Source organism: Paenibacillus ginsengihumi DSM 21568 (assembly GCF_000380965.1).
In the GTDB taxonomy this organism is placed as follows: Bacteria; Bacillota; Bacilli; order Paenibacillales; family NBRC-103111; genus Paenibacillus_G; species Paenibacillus_G ginsengihumi.
The window spans coordinates 43,476-63,235 of the sequence record NZ_KB905559.1; the positions used below are offsets into that span (position 1 = coordinate 43,476).

Consider the following 19,760-nt stretch of genomic DNA (forward strand, 5'->3'; position numbering starts at 1 on the left):
GACCTATTACGAATATTATCCATGCGACATGGCCGGTACCCGAACTCTCGTCTTGATTCACGATGCGGGTCTGGACTCATCATACTGGCACTCCATTATATCTCTATTGCAAGACCGATATTCCATTCTTCTCTACGACTTGAGGGGACATGGCCAAAGCGAAAGCGGTTCCGCCCCGGTTTCCTGGGATCTCTTATGCAAGGATTTGCACGAGCTGATCAGAAAACTGGGGCTTGCTTCTGTTATTTTAATCGGACACGGGCTGGGCGCCAATCTGTCGGCCCGGTTCGCCACCAGCTATCCGACGATCATTGAAAAAGTAGTGTACATTTCTCCGCCGATTTCGGGCCCCGCCGACTTCCTCACCCAAGAGTTCCAATACCGCTGTCACCTTGCCGCTGGAAGCGATCTGGACATTCTCGGCAGAACGATGGCCAGGCGCATCGTGATCGATCCGGAGCGCTCCGAGCTCATGGACCGCATCGCGCAATCCTACAGGCGCGTAAACCGCAACCGATACTTCGAGCTGCTGGCCTTGCCGGCTCTATCGAATCAGGTTGAAGAGCTGGCGTATACGGGAAAGCCGGCGCTGATTTTGACGGGAGAGCTCGATCCGATCTTCGGCCCGGCCGTGTGCGGCATTTCCTACGCTTATTTGTCGCGCGCCACCTTGTTTATCGTTCCTGCTGCCGCGAATATGCCGTTTATCGACCAGCCGCGCTATACGGCCGACTGGATCGATTATTTTATCCGGAAGCCAACGCATTCGCTGCCGGGCGAAGCGCTTTCAGCCAGGATGGTTCCGAGCGCCGGCCCGCCCCGATGGCTCCATCGACAAGCGAGAGGTACGGATTCGGCCAATCCTATACTGACCGTCAAATGCTTGCATACGTTTGAGGTGACTTTGAACGGAAAGCTGCTGAAGGATGGCTGGAATACCCGATACGCCAAAAACCTGCTGCTCTATCTTGTTTTTCATCCGATAGCGACTCGTGAACAAATCTGCGATGCGCTGTTCCCGGAGATGGATGTCAAGAAGGCGCTTGGCAATTTACGGGTTTATTTGAATCATTTTGCCAAGCTGCTGGAGACCAGGGAGCGGGAAAATTCATGCGTTCACGTCGGCAGAGACACCGTACGGCTCATGGGCGTCGTCGAATGCGATCTGGAGGAGCTGCAATCGTTAATAAGGGGAGCCCAGCAGGAGAGGGACCCCGAGATGAAATATACGATCTGCCGTCAGCTGCTCGGCCAAATAACGGCAAGGGTGCTGCCCGGCTTCTACGATCCGTTCGCTTTGGCGCTCAAGGAGGAAACGGAGCATCAGTGGGTCCAGCTCGCCTTGTGGGCCGCTGACTACTGCTGCAACCGCCTTCAACACGAACAAGCGATCCCGTTTCTCACGCGCTGTCTGGAGCTGTTTCCGGAGGAGGAAAGCATATACGACCGAATTATCGAGCTGTATGCTCATCTCGGTCAGGAGCGCGAGCAGCGCCATTGGATGCGCAAAAAGCAGGCTCTTCAGCCGTAGAAGAAAACGGCATCCTGCGGGCGCCTTAAGCGCTCTGGCCGCAGGATGCTGTGGCAATGGGACGATGCAAGGGCTACTGCTCCTTAATGACCTGCATCTCTCCAAGGCATTCGCCGCAGATGTGCCTCTCCTTGAATTCGCTGACTTGCTCCATGGAACCGCAGAAGACGCAGCGCGGACGATACCGTTCAAGGATGATATGGTCTCCGCTTACCAGAATCTCCACAGGGTCTCCTTCATTCATTTGATATCGCTTGCGCAGCGATTTGGGCAGCACAATTCTTCCCAGCTGATCGACTTTTCTGACGACGCCTGCCGGTTTCATCATCAATTCACCAACTTTCCTGAAATCTACGGGTAATCCCTCTAGATTATTCGACGCTTATGAATAAATTCCTTCCCTCTTTGCCCATTTTTGCCATAAACCTCGCGGCCGAGCATTCGATCGGCGGCTTGGCCGGCGGGCAGACCGGCCCAGGCTTCACTGAAGGCCGGGAAAGCCGGTTTGCCGCAGCGCTTCGTACAGGATAATCGCGGCCGAATTGGACAGATTGAGCGATCTGACGTCGGATGTCATCGGCAATCGCATCAGCTGTCCGGGATGAGCCGCGAGAATGTCCGGAGCGAGCCCCCTGGTTTCCTTGCCGAACACAAGGAAATCGCCGTCCCGGAACGAAATATCCGTATACCGCTTATCCGCTTTCGTCGTAGCCAGAAAAAAACGGCCCTCCGGATATTTCTCCTTCACCTCGGAGAATGAATCGTGATATTCCAGCTTGACGGCATGCCAGTAATCGAGCCCCGCCCGCTTCAGCGTCCGATCGTCCGTGCGGAAGCCGAGCGGACGCACCAGATGCAGCCAGGTGCCCGTCGCCGCGCAGGTTCGCGATATATTGCCGGTATTGGCCGGAATTTCGGGCTCCACCAGTACGATATGAAATGCCATAGTTGTCGATATCACCTCGCTTGCCGGACCGCTCTTCAATTATACTACACTTTCGCCTGCTTTCTCCGGGAAATTTAACATTCGTTTTACTTGTTCTTAATATGCGGATGATGTTGCTGCCGGATAATGAAAGCATAGCGCGTACACTGACCAAAGGAGACCTCGGGCATGCTGAAGAAAAAAATTCTTGTGGTGGACGACGAGCCTTCCATTTCCATGCTGATCGAGTTCAATCTGAAGTTAGTCGGCTTCGAAGTCCAATGCGTCGAGGACGGCGAAGCCGTATTCCAAGCTATCCAGCAGTTCCGGCCTGACCTGATCGTGCTCGACCTGATGCTGCCGAAGATGGACGGCATTCAGGTGTGCCGCAAACTGCGCTCGCAGAGCAACCTGGTGCCGATCATTATGCTTACAGCGATGCAGGATTTATCGGATAAAATCGCCGGTCTCGATAACGGCGCCGACGATTATATGACCAAGCCGTTCAGCCCGCAGGAGCTGATCTCGCGCATTCAAGCTATCCTCCGGCGCATTCAGACGCTGCCTTCCGCTGAGGAAAGCGCGCCGATCACCATCGGCCACATCACCATTCTGCCCGATCAGCGCGAAGTGACTCTGAAGGGGCGGACCATTGAGCTGACGCCGAAGGAATTCGACCTGCTGCTGTTTTTATGCCGGCACCGCGGCAAAGTGCTGAGCCGCCAGCAGCTGCTGCATGGCGTGTGGGATTATCATTTTCTCGGGGACACCCGCATCGTCGACGTCCATATCAGCCATCTGCGCGACAAGATCGAGACGAATGCCCGCACTCCCGAATATATCGTAACCATTCGCAACGTCGGCTACAAGCTTACCGGGCCTGCATCGAAGGAATCGCTCGCTTGACGAACCCGGGCTGCTCCCCTGCAGCGCCCGCATTTCATGAAACGAAGAAGCCTCCGGCCGCACATGCACGCGAGCCGAAGGCTCCTTCCTTCGCTTTCATCCATACAACCGCTTGTCATGATAGACGGCTTTATTCCAGTACTTCTGCTTCATTCGCTCGTCGAGGCAGCTATCGTGCAGTTCAAAATAGTAGTTTCGCCAGAATCTATGCCAGGCGTATCTCATCGTTGAAAGGATCGACTTCATACAACCTCCCACGGATTCCTGCCGGTCAGGCCGCCTCTAGTCGGAAGCCTTACCCTCAGCTGTTCCGCCTGCGGAAATCGTCCATGAAATCGGCGAGCGCCTTGCAAGCCTCGTAAGGCACCGCGTTATACGTCGAAGCGCGAAGGCCGCCGACGCTGCGATGGCCCTTGAGGCCGACGAAGCCTTGCTGCTCGGATTCCTTCACAAACTTCTTCTCCAGTTCCTCGTCCTGCATGCGGAACGTAACGTTCATGATGGAGCGGCTGTCCGGTTCCACAACGCCGCGGTAGAAGCCGCCGCTCTTATCGATGGCGTCGTACAGGAGCGCCGTCTTCTCCTTATTGCGCTTCTCCATCGCTTCCGCCCCGCCGTTCTCCTTGATCCAATGGAGCACAAGGTTGACCATATACACCGAGTAGGCCGGCGGAGTGTTATACAGCGAATTGTTCTTCGCGTGCGTGCTGTAGCTTAGCATGGTCGGGATGTTCTTCGGAATGTCTGCCAGCATGTCTTCGCGAATAATGACGACGGTCACGCCGGACGGCCCGAGATTTTTCTGCGCTCCCGCATAAATCATGGCAAACCGGGAAACGTCGATCGGCCGGCACAAAATATCGCTCGACAAGTCGCCGATCAGCGGCACGCTGCCGGTATTCGGGTACTGGCGATATTGCGCCCCTCCGATCGTCTCGTTCGACGTAATATGCACATATGCGCTGTTGGCCGGCAGCTGCATGTCCGACAAATCGGGGATGCGGGTAAACTTGTCCGCCTCGGAACTGGCCGCGATCGCCGTCTCTCCGAACAGCTTCGCTTCCTTGATCGCCTTCTCCGCCCAAGATCCCGTATGCACGTATTGGGCGACCGTTCCCGGCTTCAGGAAGTTCATCGGGATCATGGCGAATTGCGTGCTCGCCCCGCCCTGCAGGAACAGGACTTTGTAGCCGTCCGGAATGCCCATCAGCTCTTTCATCAGCGCCTGGGTTTCTTCATTCAACTGCTCGTACTGCGAGCTTCGGTGGGAAATTTCCATAATGGACATCCCGATTCCGCGATAATCGACGAATTCCTCCTGGGCCTTCTGCAGCACTTCCAAGGGCAAGGCTGCCGGACCCGCGTTAAAGTTGTATGCGCGCTTCGTCACGTGATTTCCACCTTCGCTTTTGGTTATGATATGGCTATGATAGCAAGTTTGACGCTACTCCACAAGTAGCCCTTATGAACATTTACGCACAAGCCTGTGATTCGTTTTTTTCCATTCCCTTCTAGCTGACAATACGTGTTATAATACGATGGGAAGAAAAGATAAGCGCCGATGACTGGCGATTCCTTCGCCTTCGCCCGTCGCCTTCGGTTAAAGGGGTTTATATGCACTATTCGGTCTGGGAAGCGGCAAAGTTCGGATTTTTGGGTCTCCTTGAATTTTTTTCTACCTTTGCGCTGATGATTTGGGCGTTTCGGTTTCGGTTGCGCGATTTTTGGGGGCAAATGATATGTATCGGGGTGCTAATGGCCAGCATCTCCTGGATCATCCGGCATATCTGCGATTTTTCGGGGGCGGCGCCTCTCGTGCTGATGGCCAGCATGACCGTCTCGCTGTCGCTTATGACGGGGATTCGCCTTTTCTGGAGCATGTTGATGTGTTCTTTGGCCTGTCTCGGATTTATGGCCATTCAAATCCTGGTCATCTTCGTGCCCGACCTGCTGGGCTGGTACGAGCTAGAGTCGGTCGATCCGTTCGGCTGGACGGCTCATCTGCTGCAGGCGCTCACCGCCGCCATCTATTTTGGCCTTGCCTGTCTGATCAAGCATTATCGGCTCGGAGTAACGTACGTTTCGCGGAATGAACGCGGCTCGGTTGCGATGAAGGGGAACAATCTGTCCATTTTCATATTGATCATCGTTACTTTTATATTGGCCGCACTCATTTATCAGATCAGCCAGTACCCCTTCATCGTGCTGCTCATGATCGTGAATCTGGTTCTGCTCATTTATTTGATTTATATCCAAGAAAAACAATCGCTGTAGCCAGGCAGCGCCGTGCTGGCGGAACGCGGAAAATCTCCACGCGCGAGCCGGGTCAAGGCCGATGCCAAATCCGCTTGCGAGGCAAGCTCCATAACTTGACCCAAAGGCCGCGATCGTCGTCGCGGTACAATCGAATGCCGATCAGCTTTAGCGGCGTCCAAATTTCGCTGAAATGGATATAGGGCATGGGTCCGCATCCTCCTCGAAACGATACGTAATGTATCGTCGCTTCTCGGCTATATTTTATCACGAACCTGCCTATCCATGAACTTAAAAAAAGTTAATACTTGCCCCAGGCGGAAGGAACAGGGCACAGGCGGGGGAGAAGAAGGAGTCCGTTTCGGCCTTGCTATTTGTGCAGCGCGATACAGCTGCGCGCCTCCTCGACGCTGTACCCGGCGTTGCGAACCTCCCGGGCGAATTGAATCCATTCCCGCTCCAGCGCGTCCGTTTCGTCAGAAGCCTCGTCTCTGATGAGCGCCTCAATCTCCACTCCGAGCACCGTCGCTACCTTGATCAGAATCTCGATAGAAGGGTTGCGCTGGATATTTCGTTCGATCGAGCTCAAATACGATTTGGCGACGCCGGCCCGAAAGGCCAGCTCGTTCAGCGATAGCCTTCTTTGCTTGCGATATTGTTGAATGCGCTTACCAATCATGAATTTATCACCTTCACTCCTTTAAAGTCGCATCATGAACCAGGTGCCATGATTTGCTCCAGCCGTGCGAGCGCTTTCGCCTGGGCTTCGTGTCTGGCCTTCTCGTATTGGCTGCGCCACGCGGCGGTCAGCGTATCTTCCAGCCCTGCCTGCTTCAATTCCTCTTGCGCTGCGGCGGCGATCTGCTCCCAGCCGCTGCGGCATTCCGCCTCCGCCTGCGCCAGCCGATCGGCATATTTGTTGTACATGGTCCTGATGTCCTCCGCATCCGAGGAAGCGAGCACCGCCCAGTCCCCGGCAATCTGCTCGGCAAGCTGCGCGGCCTTCGCTTCGCAGCTTGCCTGCAACGCACGCAGCTGCGGCTCATAGTTGGCCTTGACGCGCTGCGTGGTGCCGATAGCTTCCGCATCGGCCGCTTCCGCATCGGCCGCTTCCGCATCGGCCGCTTCCGGGTCGGCCGCCTGCCCCGATTCGCCATCCGCGGGAGGCTCATCGCCCGCTTCTGCCTGCGCTTCCTGCCGCTGCGCCGGCTGCTCATTCCCCGGCTCGGAGGGCGCCTTGCCCTCCGGCCCATGGCCCGGCTTCACCGCCGCTGCCGCACGGTCTTCCGCCAGGAATTGCGCTTTCCCGCTATTCTCTATTTCTTGTTCCGCGAATCCGGCCCCACTATCCTTTTCGACAGCTGGTGCTGGCGTCTTCTCCGGTTCGCCGGAACTGCTTGCGCGAGCAGGCCGCCCGTCCGTTCCGGACATGCTCCATGCCAAGAGCCCGATGGCCAGCAGAGCGAGGATGACGGCTCCTGCAGCCCAGAGGCGGGCTTTCGCCTGCGGCCTGCGCCGCTGCCGGTTCTTGATCATGCCGGAACCCCCCGCTTGCTTCTCCGGCGCGCAATGGCGCTGCAAAGAATAATCCCCGCCGCCGCCCCCGTGGCGTCAAGCAATACATCGAGCGCCAGCGGCGTGCGGCCCGCGGTAAACGATTGGTGAATCTCGTCCAAGCCTGCAGACGATTCGTGTCGCTCCCTTTCCGTGCTTATCCCTTCCATGGCCTACTTCCCTTGCCCGGCTGTGTCCAGCATCTTCAGGCTGTCCTGATACGACTTGCCCTGGCTCAAGCCGTATTTGGCGGCAATCGAGATCATCTGGTTATACTCGTCCTCCGTCAGCTTCTCCAGAAAGATTTTCTTCGCTTCCTTCTTCTCCGCGACGCTCATCCCTCCGCTCGCCATCTTCATGAACAGGCTTACCTCGTCCTTGGTAAATTTCTTCATCAGCGTCGTCATCACGAACATTTTCTCCTGCATGGTGACCTGCTCTTTGACCGCTTCCGCTTTCTCCGGAGTAATGTTCGGGGTATACCCCGTGTCCTTCTCATGCGGCTGATGCCCATCGTCCTGCGGCTTGTCTCCGCCGGCGCCGCCGGATGCCGGGTCCGGCGCCTGACCGCTGCCCTGCTGCGCTCCGGCAGAAGGCTCCGCCGATCCGGCCGTTGAACCGGTCTGAGCGGCTCCGGCCGCCGGGGGCGCTTCGTCCCCCGCCTTCGGAGCGGCAGGTGGAGGCGTCGTCTTGCCGGGCGCAGCGGCCCCGCCTCCCGGCTTCGCCTGATCCGCGCCGCTATCCGCCGCCTCCTTCAATGCCGAGGAAGCCAGCTCTTCAAAAATCCGATTCGTGACCGCGTCCATCGCGAAATAGCCGCCGACGAGCAGAATCGCTATGGAAAGGGCAGCAATGATGGCGATCCGTTTGAACATAGGTTATCCCTTCCTTCCTTGTACTCCCCTTTCGACGGATAGTTCTTTCTTTCTCATCTGAATGATCGTCAATAACAGCGGCTCCATGCCGTTCAATTGCTCCAGCGTCGCTTCCTGCTTAATATATCGGATCGTTTTCTTGAACGATCTGGGATATTCATCGAACTTCTTCATACAGTTTCCCCTCTTGAACGGCCAGGTGCTTCATTAAGATCGTCTTCAACTCCTGAACGTAATCATGCACGGATGCTGCATCGTTCCTATTCTCCGCAGAATCGACAAATTGCTGCAGATCTTGCAAGAGAACCTGTATGTTCATTGTCCGTTGACCACTCCATTTGCGGGAAATATTAACGGCCTTGCACAAGGAGCTCCTTTTCAAACAATCTCTGCAGGTAGTTCATCACATCGCTTCGCAGATCGTCCCGTTGCAGGGCAAAGTCGACCGTCGCTTTAATAAAGCCGAATTTATCTCCTACATCGTAACGCGTACCTTCAAAATTGTAGGAAAGCACCGCCTGAGTTTCGTTCAATTTTTTAATAGCATCGGTCAACTGGATCTCCCCGCCGGCGCCCGGCTCCTGCTTCTCCAACAGCTCGAAGATTTCCGGGCGAAGCACGTATCGCCCCATGATGGCATAGTTGGAAGGCGCCATTGACTGCTCCGGCTTCTCGACGAGCGACTGGACATGAACCAGATTCGGCTCAATCTCCTGTCCTTTAGGCTCGATAATGCCGTACTTGTTCACTTCCGCGTCCGGGACCCATTGAACGCCGACGACAGAGGAATGATATTTATGAAACACATCGAGCAATTGCTTCAAGCAAGGCTTCCCGGATTGTACGATATCGTCTCCTAATAAAACAGCGAACGGCTCATTGCCGACAAACGACCTGGCGCATAAGACGGCATGTCCCAGGCCGCGCGGTTCCTTCTGCCGGATGTAGTGAATGTTCGCCATATCGGAGATGGCCCGAATTTCCTCCAATTCGGCCAGCTTCCCCTTTTTCTCCAATGTTTCCTCAAGCTCGAATGACTTGTCAAAATGATCCTCAATCGCCCGCTTGCCCCGGCCGCTGATGATAATAATATCTTCAATGCCGGAAGCGATCGCCTCCTCAATGATGTATTGAATGGTAGGCTTATCCACGATCGGCAGCATCTCCTTCGGCTGCGCTTTCGTTGCAGGCAAGAAACGGGTGCCTAATCCCGCTGCTGGTATAATCGCTTTTCTGACCTTCAATCCTATCGCCTCCTGCCGCTGCGGATTTGCATCCTCATTGTTGAAAAATAGGCTCTGTCACCGTGAACGGGGCCGGCCTTGCGGCGCGAAATCCGTAAAAGTACAAAATCGCTTCCGCAATGCGCCTCGACGCTTGGCCGTCTCCATACGGATTCGCCGCCTGGGCCATTCGGGCATACACCCGACCATCCGTCAGCAGCTCATCCGCCATGCCGAAGATCGTTTCCTCGTCCGTTCCGGCCAGCTTTAACGTTCCGGCCGTCACTCCCTCGGGCCGCTCGGTCGTATCGCGCAGCACCAGAACCGGCTTCCCCAGCGATGGCGCTTCCTCCTGCACGCCGCCCGAATCGGTCATAATCAGATAAGAGCGAGACATGAAGTTATGGAAATCAACGACATCCAGCGGCTCGATGAGGCGGATGCGGGGATGCTCCCCCAGCACTTCCCGCGCCGCTTCTCTCACCGCGGGGTTCATATGAACAGGGTACACAACGGCTGTGTCCTCGTGCTTCTGCACGAGCCGCAAAATAGCCCTGAACATGCTGCGCATCGGTTCGCCGAGATTTTCCCGCCGATGGGCCGTGAGCAGGATGAGACGATGGCCCGCCAGTTCCTGAAGCACCGGGTGAGAATAATCGCCTCGAATCGTCGTTTTCTGGGAATCAATGACCGTATTGCCCGTGACAAATATACGCTCGCCCGGTTTATTCTCCCGCAGCAAATTGCCGGCCGCCACCTCGGTCGGCGCAAAGTGCAGATCGGCTATGACACCGGTTAGCGACCGGTTCATCTCTTCGGGAAATGGCGAGTATTTGTTGTTCGTGCGCAGCCCGGCCTCGACATGGCCGACGGCAATCTGGTTATACAATGCCGCCAGGCTGGCGACAAAGGTCGTTGTCGTATCGCCATGCACCAGAATCATATCCGGCCTCGCTTCCTTCAGCACACGATCCAGACCTTCCAACGTTCTGGAGGTGATATCCACCAGCGTCTGGCGGTCTTTCATAATATTCAGATCGTACTTTGGCTGAATATCGAAAATACGCAAAACTTGATCCAGCATTTGCCGATGCTGGGCGGTGACGCATACCGTCGTGTCCAATTCGCGATATTTCCTAAGCTCATGAACTAACGGCGCCATCTTGATCGCTTCAGGCCGCGTGCCGAAAATGGTCATTATTTTTTTCCGCTTTGTCATTTCATCACACCTAAACGAGATATTGTTGGCGTACGTGCAGATCACACCTGCGCTGCCGCCACTTCAAAGACCGCTTCTTCGGCAAGCGCCGTGCTGCTGCCGTCGCCCAGCAGAAAATACTCGAACCCGCTTTGCGTCACCGCGTGTTTATCGAACAGGTTTCTGGTGTCGAGAATTTTTTTCGTTTTCATGATTTTGGCCAGCACATCGAAATTAAGATTTTTGAACTGTTTATGGTTGACGCCAAGCACGATCAAATCGGCATCGTTGGAGACCTCGTACACATTGCTGTCGTATTTCTCAATATACGGATCGACCACTTCCACCTGATAGTTTTCCTCCAGCATCTCGATCAATTCCACGACAGGGCTTTCTCTCATGTCGTCTACATCCGGCTTATACGTGCAGCCGAGAACGACAACCTTCGCCCGATCCGGCACGAGGCCGGCAACCTTCTGAGCCACGTAAGCCGGCATCCCGTCGTTCGTCTTTCTGGAAAGCTCGATAATGCGGGCCAATTCCGGCGTCGCTTCAACGATAAACCAAGGATCGACCGCAAGGCAGTGGCCGCCTACGCCAGGTCCCGGCTGATGAAGGTTGACGCGGGGATGCTTGTTGGCGTATTTCACGACATCCCATACATTGACACCGAGCTTGTCGCAAATTTTGGCCAGCTCGTTAGCGAGCGCGATGTTGACATCCCTGTAGGTGTTTTCCATCAGCTTGCACAGCTCGGCGGTTGTGGCGTCCGTCAGATGCATCTCGCCCTGAACGAAGGCGCTGTAGAGTTCCTTCGCTTTGATCGCCGACTCCTCGGTAATGCCGCCAATAATTTTGTTGTTATGCTCCAGCTCGTAAATGATTTTGCCGGGCAGCACGCGTTCGGGGCAGTGCGCCACATAAAAATCGCGGCCTGCCTTCAGCCCGCTTTTTTCCAATACCGGAATCAATACGTCTTCTGTGCATCGCGGAGATACCGTCGACTCCAAAATAACGAGGTTTCCCGGCTTAAGCACGGGATAGATGCTTTCCGCCGCTTTCACCACGTAGGACAAGTCCGCTTTCTTCTCCCGCGTGATCGGCGTAGGAACGGCAATGATGAAATTGTCCGATGGCTCGACGATCGTGCTTGCGCTGAACATGCCGCTTAGGACGGACTGTTTGACGATCTCCTCGAGGTACGGCTCTTCGATATGAATTTTTCCTTCGTTGATGATATCGCAAATCTCCTGGACGACATCCACGCCTTTCACTTTCACGCCATGGGACGCAAACATCGCAGCCGTCGGCAAACCGATATAACCTAATCCGATAATCGATACTTGTTTCATATTTCCAGCCTCCCTAAGTATTGGATGACAAAATGCAAAAAAATGTAGATAAAAAATAGCCCTGTAAAATACAGAGCCATTCCTAAACCGCTGCGCTGGAGCAAGCTGTCTATTCGGTGGTTCGCGCTGTCTCCGGATTTACATGCTTGCTGGATTGGTAAACCAGATAAAGCACAACCAAATAATTGATCGAGTACAAAATACTGATGGTCAAGAGAAACGCCGTTATCGACCAGCCGAAGGAAAGCGCCAAAATATAGGCAGCGACCGATTCGATGAGAAAACCGATTTGCAGGAAAATATCGTATTTTTGCTTTCCGGCGACAACAAATGAGACTGTCAAGGAAGTGACGATAAATTTGGCAGCAAACATGGGAGTAAGCAGCGAAATATAATACCCCGCTTTTTCCCAGCCGGGACCGAACAGCACTCCGATCACCTTCGGGGACAAGACGGCCACCAGGAAGAACATCGGGATCGAAGCCGCCGTCAGCAGAAGCAATGTTTTTCGGAACGCATGGACGAACTTCCCGGTTCGCTGCCGTTCCTCCGTCGCCCTGGACAAATAAACCTTGGCCACGTTCATGCTGATCAGCTGGATCGGCATGCCCAGCAGCCGATACGAAATATAATAATAGCCCACTTCCGCCAACCCGTATAAATTGCCGATAAATATATTCAATACGGAATAGGAGAAGGCGTTAATTAAAGAAGCGGGCGTTGAAAACAAGGCCTGGTTTTTATACTTTTTCAAGGCAGCTATGACGTCCATACGAGTGACTTGCAAAAAATCCTTGAGGTTGGCAAACGCATGCTTCGCCTGGCGGGTGATGCCCATCAGAGTGGACAGCAATTGGGCGAGAAGAAGCCCGGCCATCCCCATCTTCAGCAGGCCAAATCCGATTTGCCCGGCCGCTTGCAGCAGCGAACGCATAAATGTGACGGAAGCGATGATTTTGAATTGTTGATGCCGGTTGTTGTAGCTGCTTAAAATATTGATGATTCCGTTGAACCAGAGCAGCGGCAGCGCCATGAAGCACCATAGGCCGATGGCGCTGTACGACGTAACCCCCATGGCCAAGACGGCCGCAAGCCCTGTCCCGACAAGCGCGATTACGCTCAACTGGATCCCCAGACTGCCCACAGTCAGGGCGCTTGCTTCTTTATCGTTGTCAGCGACCACGATGCCCATATCGTATTTGGCGTTGATGACAGGGGTGAACATGCTGACCAAGGTCACAACCAGCGTGTAGGCGCCGAACTGCTCGGCCGTATAAATGCGGGTAATGATCGGCGATGTAAAAAATAAGATGAGCTGCGCGAAAATGGTTCCCAGGCTGAGCGTAAAAATGTTTTTCAGGAATGTGTTATTTTTAACTTTGCGAACAAGAGTCATATTGGATATCAGCTCTCCTATCCGTCCGTTCTGCCAATTATTCGATATCGCTGAATTCCAATAAGCACAAGCAGCAGCAAGATGACGTCATATCTTACCCTAAAAATCGATTCCAGATCTGCATACATCACGATCATCCCCATGTAAATGGCCACCCGAATGATGATGGGCATCAACACGTAATTATGGTTGTAAGAAGCGATCAATCGGTCAATTTGTCCGAGAATGAAACCGAACAGTACGATGGTGAATAACACCCCTGCTATCCCTAATTGGTAATATCCCAATGTCAATATATCGCTCGGAATTCCCCCCAAGATCATCGTATTGTTTTGCATGACCGTATTATACACATACAGCGGCTCCGACTCGCGGATGCCGATTTTGCTCAGCACAAACGCCGGAGAAAGGCTGATGATCCACAAGAAAAAGTCCTGCATGTAACGAAAAGAGTAGTTGTCGTTGGAAAGCACGAACAGCATGTTGGAAAAAGGAAACGAAAACTGCTGCATCAAGCTGGCCAATCCCAAATCCTCAAAGCTGATCGGTCTTCCGTACGATAAATAGGCAAAAATGGGATCCAGAACGATAATGCTGATGATCCCGATGACTACGATGACGCTCCATAATACCATTTCTTTGTTCGAACGTTTTTTTTCCTTATGCTTCGTCATCAAAAAGCCGATGATCACGGTTGCCAGCAAAATAACGATGTGCGTTCTGCCGCCATTAAGAAAAACAATGTACAGCGTAATCGCAAACGTAAACAGGGCCATCGTTCGATAGACGACGGTCGGCTTATATCGGGCCATCATATAAAACAAATAAAATGAAAAGATGATGAATGGCTTGAACATTCTCAGGAAAACAATCGGGTTATTGGCGCCGTCCTTAACGTCCGAGCGTTTGAAGCCTCGGACCAGCTCGATATTGTTTAATGCGTTCAGAATGCCGCCCTGCAAATAAACCTCCGCAAAGACGCCGACCATGCCAATAAAAAAAGTAAGGAACGCGATTTTTTCATATTTGGCCAGCGGCAGTTCCTCGGAGGGCTCACGGTGCTTCCCTATTTTTGTTTTAACGCCTACGCCATATCCTGCAAGCAATGCGATATAGCCTGCAAAAGCCAAGAAGGTTACCAGAAAGATGACGTTTGTTCCGTAGGCAACGGCAATTTTTTCGGGAACGCTGCTGCGGTTGATAATGAAATAGATGGGCACGACCCCATAGATCAGAGCATAAAAGTAGCTCCCGATCGAGAACGCTTTGATGCCCTTAATTTTTTTGTTTACCTTCATTACCGCAAATTGAACCATGGCAATTAATCCGACACAGAAAGAAATGGCCAATAAGTCCTGGCTGTACATGTTCATTAGGTTTGTTCACCTTTTATCTTATTCAGCGATAGACGCCTATGACGAGCGAATCCTTCGTCATCGGTCGTCACCTGCGGTGTTAAAAACTCGCCGGCAAGTTACCGTCAAATTTTCAAGATAGATGATATTAATTGTTCACCGATTGACTTTGCGTTCAATTCCTTGACCGGCGCCGTTTTTTTGTCGAATCCCGATTGTTCCAACCGGATTAACGCTTCCTTAATATCTTGTTCGTTGTTTTCACAAAAGACGCAGCGATCAAATCGCTCGAAAAATTGCCTCGTTTCCTCTTGATGCCCGTCCAAAATGAACAGTATGGGCTTGTTCGTTCCCATATACTGATAAATTTTGCCCGGTATTTGTCTTCCCCGGCGGTTGCTCAGGTGAACGAGCACATCGACTTCGCTTTCGAGCTTCTTGACGGTTTCGAACGTTTGTCGTCCGAGAATGTCGATGTTGTCCGTCGATTCCAGCTTTTCGTCGGAATTCCCGCACACCACGAATTTGAGATTCGTTTGTTTGACAGCGTTATATAACGGCTTTAAGTTTCTGATATGGGAATGGTAGTCGCCAAAATATCCGATTTTCGTTATTTTCCCGCTGTTTGGATATATATTTTCGTTCAGATAGGGGGGCAGCAAGGTGCCCATCTTTCCCGCGTATTCCGGAAAAATCGCGGCTTGTTCATTGCAGGTAAGCGGCGAAACATAGAACACGAAATCGGCGTAAGACAAGAGCTTTTTCTCTTCTTTTTTAATCAAGTAATTCATGCCGAACGTTTTATTGGTAATATCGGCGAACATGGGATCGCCCCAAATTTGGATATATTTATTATATTTTACTTTATTTTGTTTGATGAGCTCCCAGGCCAGCAGGTGAGAGGACTTCGGGTCCGAAACGGAAATGACGGCGTCAAAAGGATGCTCATCCAAGCCGTACACCTTTCGCACCTGATGAATGCTGCCTTTTAAGGAGTCGTAAATGTTAAATTTGAAATACACCTCCCTCGCCTTCATTTTCAGCTTTTTTTTCATGGCGGACAGCAGCGATGGATGGCTGCTCTGGTTCTGTTTGTTGGAAAATGCCGAGTACATCACACCGGACGGTATAGTAACCTTTCTAACGCCTTTCAAATCTAATGAAGCGTCGTAATTCGATGCGTTTTGCTGCGCCTCGGTCGTTAACAAAGTAACTTCCGCCCCGGCGGACAGCAAACCGTGAATCGTTGCTCGCTTTCTGATGGAGGACGATACATTGGCTTCAAGCGGGCGCGATGTAACAAACAGGATTTTCATCTTCAGTAACTACCACCTAGTTTTTGGTTTTCTTGACTGATTCCCCGGTCGCGATACGAAATTTCGCTATATAGATTCCCCAGTCTTTGCTTCATGATGTTCCAGCTGTATTGCTGCTCGTATAACTGTCTGGCTCGCGCTCCCATTTCCAGCCGCACCGCTTCATTGTCAAACAGATACTTGATCGCCAGTTCGAATTGCTCTTGATCATAATCAATCGTAAGGCCAATCTCCTCGCTTTCCACAATGCGGTCGATTCCGGTATTTTTGCAGACGATGATCGGCTTTTCGCACATCATCGCCTCGTACAGCTTGTTTGGCGAGGAATATTTGTGGTTCGCCACCTGAGGCGAATAGCATGCAAATAAAGCGTCGCTATGGCACGTCAGCTCCAGCACTTGCTTGTACGGAATTTTGCCCAAATAGGCGATGTTGTCATGCTTGTCGGCCGCCTCCTTGCACAGCGCTTCCAGGCTTCCGTATCCCCCAATGATCAGCTGCCATTCCGGATGCCTTGCGAAGATCTCCAGCGCTTCCTTGATCATTCTCCGGTTTTGCAGTATCCCAACATACAATAAGGTCGGCTTCGGATGCTCCCGCCGGGGAATCTCATCGACCATGTCAAAAGGCGTATTATGAATGTACTCGACCCTTTTGGGCCGGCTGCCCTTCACCTGCTCGATCCGGGCTTCATTCACCAAAATCAACGCTTCGGCTTGACGGATGGCGAAAAAGTCCATTTTCTTAATGATCGGCTTCAGCTGCCTGGGCACGTAAAAGGCATCGATATAAAAATCGCAAATGTCGTACACGTACTTTTTCCCAAACAGCATTTTCATCAGCAGCGCCGGCAATACGGTGTCAAAATCGTAAGCATGGATCAAGTCATACTCCTTGCGATGAACGAACAGCCATTTCAGCAAGGCGAGCTGAAAAAGGAGCAGCGGGATTAAATTTTTCAAGCCCTGGTTAAAGTCAGCCTTAATGCCGAAGCGATAAATATCCATTTCGCCGGCGGGAAGCGACAGCTTCTCCAATCGCATTCCGCTTTTTGAAGCACGCCGGTCCCAGGCCAGCGCGACAGGCGTATGGCCGTGCTCCATCGCTGCATTCATTTGTTTTTCGGCGCGCGGATAAGGATTGATCGGATTCGACCTCATGTATACGATTCTCATAGCAACCTCTCTTGCACAGAAAATGAATCATAATGACTCTGCATTTCCTTCAAATAGATGTGCAGCATCTTATCCTTGATGACCTGGATATCAAAATCTTTGATCTTCTCGAGGTTGATCCGAGACATCTTCTCGCGCAGCTCGGCGCTTTCGCATAAAGCGTCCAATGCCGAGGCCATCTGGCCGATATCTGTCGGATGGGCCAGAAAGCCTCCTTGCGAAGGCTCGACCAAATCGGTGTTTCCCCGAATATGGGACACAATGACCGGAAGTCCCGCCGACATAGCTTCCATTAAAGCGCGGGGCAAACCTTCTTGAAATGTCGGAAACAAGAACATATCGCTCGCCTTGAGCAGCTCGGGCATATCGGTGCGAAAGCCTAAAAAATGCACCCGGTCCGCAATGCCAAGCTGCTGCGCCAAGCTTTTGAGCTCTTCTTCCAACGGGCCTTTCCCGCATATCATGCAGTGCATCTGCTTATTGGCCGCCTGCGCGATCGCTCTTATACCGCTCTCGTAATTTTTCCGTTTGATCAGATCGCCAATCATGATCACAAGCGGGGCATTCGCGGGAATCCCCAAGGACTGCTTCACATCTTCTTTGCTGATTTGTACCGAAGCGTATTTGCGGGTGTCGACGCCTACCCCGGGAACATAAAACACTTTATCGCTGTTGTTCCTTAACCTGAACTGCTTCGCTGCCGCAAAGTCCTCGTGATTGATCGTGATCAGCCCGTCGGTCCATTTCGCCAACATTTTTTCCACCGATTTGTAGATCAGGTGATGCAGCAGCGGAGCTCCCTTATAAAAATGAAATCCGTGGGCCATGTAAATCACCGGCTTCGTCCCCGTCAGCCGCCCCGCGATTCGCCCCAGCAGTCCGCCTACCGGTGTGTTGCAATGGACGAGATCGTAGCTTTCTTCCTTCATAAGCCGGCATAACTGTTTCAGGGCGGTGATGTTTCTCAAATCAAGCGGGTTGCGAATAAAATCGATATGCTTCATGATCAGTTGATCGTTGCTATGATTCTTTATGTATTCGTTGAAATTCGCCGCAACATGCACTTCATGCCCTTGCGATAGAAGGGTGTCGAAAAGGACCAAATTGCCTTCATTCATTCGCCTCATAATGTTGGACACATACAATATTTTCATGTCAGCTACTCCTTATTGCGCACGGCTTGCTGACCGGCGGGAGACGAGTTATTGTAGATGCTTTTTCTTTGCAGCACGACAAGGATAGTGGCTACAAATATTTTGACATCCAGCCAAAAGGTCAGGTTCTTGACATAATAAACGTCGTTTTTCCTGCGCTCCTCTAATGACAGGTTATTGCGGTAAAAAGCCTGGTTATATCCCGTGATGCCGGGCCTGACCTCCCACTTCTGAAGCTCCTCCGGGGTGTACAGGTGAAGATTGTCCTGCAATCCGGGACGCGGGCCGATCAGGCTCATATCCCCTTTTAACACATTGATGAATTGGGCCAGCTCGTCAAGGCTGGTCTCTCGCAAAAATTTCCCGATTTTCGTCAAGCGGGGGTCATTCTTGGCATTAAACGTGCTGCCGTCGGCATTCCGGATATCGGGCGCGTTCACGATCATGGTGCGAAATTTGTACATTTTAAACACTTTCCCGTCTTTCCCGACTCTCGGGCCCAAATAGAAGACAGGTCCAGGATCGAACAGCTTGATCGCTATCGCAATAAGCAACAGCAATGGCGAAAGGATAATGAGAGCTACGGCCGCTGCCACGACATCGAGCCATCTTTTGATATATTTTTTATACATGATGATCATCCCTAATGGTCATTTGCTAATATCATGCGTTTGATCTCTGCCAAGCTTTCCGTTATATTGTACTGCGGCGACCAGCCGAGCACGTCCCGGGCTTTGCTGATATCCATGTGGTAGGTCATCGCATCTTCCTTAGCCTGCTCCTCGAAGACGAGATTGCCTTGATTATGGAAGGCGTCATTGACCGCTTCCGCAAGCGCGACATAAGAGATAGGCTGCTTCATGCCGATATTGAAGGCGCCTGTGACATCAGCTTGTTGCACCGCCTTGCGAATCGCATGAACAGCGTCTTTGACATAGAGGTACTGTCGCGATCCCGTCCCACGGCCGAAAATACGAATGGCTTCATGACGGGACGCCCGGTTCACAAAAATCCCGAACGCCCGGCTCACATGCTCTCCAACGCCGATAATCGGCGGCATTCTTAACGTCTTGATCGCCATCCCGTACCTGGCGTTATAATATTCCGCCAGCATCTCCACCGCCGCCTTGGAGTAGCCGTACAGCGTGCCCGGCTTCATGGGCTGGTCTTCTTTCCAGGGGAGCCGGTCAAAATCGGAATACACCGTGATCGATGAGATGATGACGATATTGCGGATCTGATTGCGGCGGCATGCCTCGAGCAAATTGGACGTCATCGTAACATTCGGCAAATACGTCTCCAAACGGTCCGGCCCTGTGCGGACAGCCGCCATATGGATGAGCGCATCGGCGCCTTCCGTCAGGGGCAGCAAACTGTCCAGCGAGTAGTCGGTATATCGATAGCTGTACTCCGTGGCGCCAACCGCATATTTGTCGATGCCCTTTCGCTGGCCCAGCACCGCATACTTGTCTTTGTCCGTGTTCATGGCAAGCAACCACTGCCCTATAAACCCTGTCGCACCCGTGATGACAATGTTCATTCGAGGC

At 52.6% G+C, this 19,760-nt stretch carries 22 protein-coding genes; 3 read left to right on the plus strand and 19 right to left on the minus strand.

The genetic code is table 11. The features are described from left to right. Window positions 1–28 precede the first annotated feature (28 nt). Window positions 29–1,531 (plus strand): alpha/beta hydrolase, encoded by a 1,503-nt coding sequence (locus F591_RS0108890; protein WP_245581005.1) that lies wholly within the window; start codon window positions 29–31, stop codon window positions 1,529–1,531. Between the two features lie 73 nt (window positions 1,532–1,604). Here the strand turns inward: F591_RS0108890 and F591_RS0108895 are convergent, their stop codons facing one another. Continuing rightward, window positions 1,605–1,856, minus strand: a complete 252-nt coding sequence (locus F591_RS0108895; RefSeq protein ID WP_026326478.1) for an AbrB/MazE/SpoVT family DNA-binding domain-containing protein — start codon at window positions 1,854–1,856, stop codon at window positions 1,605–1,607. A 156-nt stretch (window positions 1,857–2,012) separates the two neighbouring features. Next, window positions 2,013–2,477: a tRNA (uridine(34)/cytosine(34)/5-carboxymethylaminomethyluridine(34)-2'-O)-methyltransferase TrmL gene (gene trmL, locus F591_RS0108900; RefSeq protein ID WP_019534248.1), complete on the minus strand. Its 465-nt coding sequence runs from the start codon at window positions 2,475–2,477 to the stop codon at window positions 2,013–2,015. A 168-nt stretch (window positions 2,478–2,645) separates the two neighbouring features. On the opposite strand from trmL, the gene F591_RS0108905 reads away from it, so the two are divergent. After that, window positions 2,646–3,362: a response regulator transcription factor gene (locus F591_RS0108905; protein ID WP_019534249.1), complete on the plus strand. Its 717-nt coding sequence runs from the start codon at window positions 2,646–2,648 to the stop codon at window positions 3,360–3,362. 301 nt (window positions 3,363–3,663) lie between these two features. On the opposite strand, the gene serC is transcribed toward F591_RS0108905, so the two are convergent. Then, window positions 3,664–4,752, minus strand: a complete 1,089-nt coding sequence (serC, locus tag F591_RS0108915; RefSeq protein WP_019534251.1) for a 3-phosphoserine/phosphohydroxythreonine transaminase — start codon at window positions 4,750–4,752, stop codon at window positions 3,664–3,666. Window positions 4,753–5,096: 344 nt separating this feature from the next. Between serC and F591_RS0108920 the strand changes: the two genes are divergently transcribed. Beyond that, window positions 5,097–5,636 carry a hypothetical protein gene (locus F591_RS0108920; protein WP_156829495.1) on the plus strand — a complete coding sequence of 180 codons (540 nt, stop codon included), beginning with the start codon at window positions 5,097–5,099 and terminating at the stop codon, window positions 5,634–5,636. Window positions 5,637–5,688: 52 nt separating this feature from the next. Here F591_RS0108920 and F591_RS33230 read toward each other — a convergent pair whose 3' ends face one another. The 16 genes from F591_RS33230 to F591_RS0109005 all read right to left on the minus strand — a co-directional run bounded on the left by F591_RS33230 (window position 5,689) and on the right by F591_RS0109005 (window position 19,753). After that, window positions 5,689–5,823 carry a hypothetical protein gene (locus F591_RS33230; RefSeq protein WP_019534253.1) on the minus strand — a complete coding sequence of 45 codons (135 nt, stop codon included), beginning with the start codon at window positions 5,821–5,823 and terminating at the stop codon, window positions 5,689–5,691. 162 nt (window positions 5,824–5,985) lie between these two features. Further along, window positions 5,986–6,294: a helix-turn-helix domain-containing protein gene (locus F591_RS0108930; protein WP_019534254.1), complete on the minus strand. Its 309-nt coding sequence runs from the start codon at window positions 6,292–6,294 to the stop codon at window positions 5,986–5,988. A gap of 32 nt (window positions 6,295–6,326) precedes the next feature. Then, window positions 6,327–7,151 (minus strand): hypothetical protein, encoded by an 825-nt coding sequence (locus F591_RS0108935; RefSeq protein ID WP_019534255.1) that lies wholly within the window; start codon window positions 7,149–7,151, stop codon window positions 6,327–6,329. Continuing rightward, the gene (locus tag F591_RS0108940; RefSeq protein ID WP_019534256.1) at window positions 7,148–7,339 is read right to left on the minus strand and encodes a VanZ family protein; all 192 of its coding nucleotides are present in this window, start codon (window positions 7,337–7,339) and stop codon (window positions 7,148–7,150) included. Before F591_RS0108940 ends, F591_RS0108935 begins: the two co-directional genes overlap by 4 nt. Window positions 7,340–7,342: 3 nt before the next feature. Then, a complete protein-coding gene (locus F591_RS0108945) occupies window positions 7,343–8,044 on the minus strand; it encodes a hypothetical protein (protein WP_019534257.1) in 702 nt (233 codons plus the stop codon). A gap of 3 nt (window positions 8,045–8,047) precedes the next feature. Then, entirely contained in the window at window positions 8,048–8,218 is a 171-nt protein-coding gene (locus tag F591_RS31940) for a hypothetical protein (protein WP_019534258.1), read from the minus strand. 176 nt (window positions 8,219–8,394) lie between these two features. Then, entirely contained in the window at window positions 8,395–9,288 is an 894-nt protein-coding gene (galU, locus tag F591_RS0108960) for a UTP--glucose-1-phosphate uridylyltransferase GalU (protein WP_019534260.1), read from the minus strand. A 34-nt stretch (window positions 9,289–9,322) separates the two neighbouring features. Then, window positions 9,323–10,486 (minus strand): non-hydrolyzing UDP-N-acetylglucosamine 2-epimerase, encoded by a 1,164-nt coding sequence (gene wecB / locus F591_RS0108965; protein WP_019534261.1) that lies wholly within the window; start codon window positions 10,484–10,486, stop codon window positions 9,323–9,325. 41 nt (window positions 10,487–10,527) lie between these two features. Continuing rightward, complete coding sequence (locus F591_RS0108970) at window positions 10,528–11,817, minus strand: nucleotide sugar dehydrogenase (protein ID WP_019534262.1); 1,290 nt, start codon at window positions 11,815–11,817, stop codon at window positions 10,528–10,530. 109 nt (window positions 11,818–11,926) lie between these two features. Then, window positions 11,927–13,213 carry a lipopolysaccharide biosynthesis protein gene (locus F591_RS0108975; RefSeq protein WP_019534263.1) on the minus strand — a complete coding sequence of 429 codons (1,287 nt, stop codon included), beginning with the start codon at window positions 13,211–13,213 and terminating at the stop codon, window positions 11,927–11,929. A gap of 17 nt (window positions 13,214–13,230) precedes the next feature. Beyond that, a complete protein-coding gene (locus tag F591_RS0108980; protein ID WP_169445842.1) occupies window positions 13,231–14,529 on the minus strand; it encodes an oligosaccharide repeat unit polymerase in 1,299 nt (432 codons plus the stop codon). A 164-nt stretch (window positions 14,530–14,693) separates the two neighbouring features. Then, window positions 14,694–15,884, minus strand: coding sequence for a glycosyltransferase family protein (locus F591_RS0108985; RefSeq protein ID WP_019534265.1), 1,191 nt, complete (start codon window positions 15,882–15,884; stop codon window positions 14,694–14,696). Between the two features lie 2 nt (window positions 15,885–15,886). Beyond that, entirely contained in the window at window positions 15,887–17,059 is a 1,173-nt protein-coding gene (locus tag F591_RS27680) for a glycosyltransferase family 4 protein (protein ID WP_019534266.1), read from the minus strand. Beyond that, window positions 17,056–18,213, minus strand: coding sequence for a glycosyltransferase family 4 protein (locus tag F591_RS0108995; RefSeq protein ID WP_019534267.1), 1,158 nt, complete (start codon window positions 18,211–18,213; stop codon window positions 17,056–17,058). The genes F591_RS27680 and F591_RS0108995 overlap by 4 nt, the downstream gene beginning before the upstream one ends. A 5-nt stretch (window positions 18,214–18,218) precedes the next feature. After that, window positions 18,219–18,845, minus strand: coding sequence for a sugar transferase (locus tag F591_RS0109000; protein WP_019534268.1), 627 nt, complete (start codon window positions 18,843–18,845; stop codon window positions 18,219–18,221). Between the two features lie 11 nt (window positions 18,846–18,856). Then, window positions 18,857–19,753: an NAD-dependent epimerase/dehydratase family protein gene (locus tag F591_RS0109005; RefSeq protein ID WP_019534269.1), complete on the minus strand. Its 897-nt coding sequence runs from the start codon at window positions 19,751–19,753 to the stop codon at window positions 18,857–18,859. Window positions 19,754–19,760: the final 7 nt, after the last annotated feature.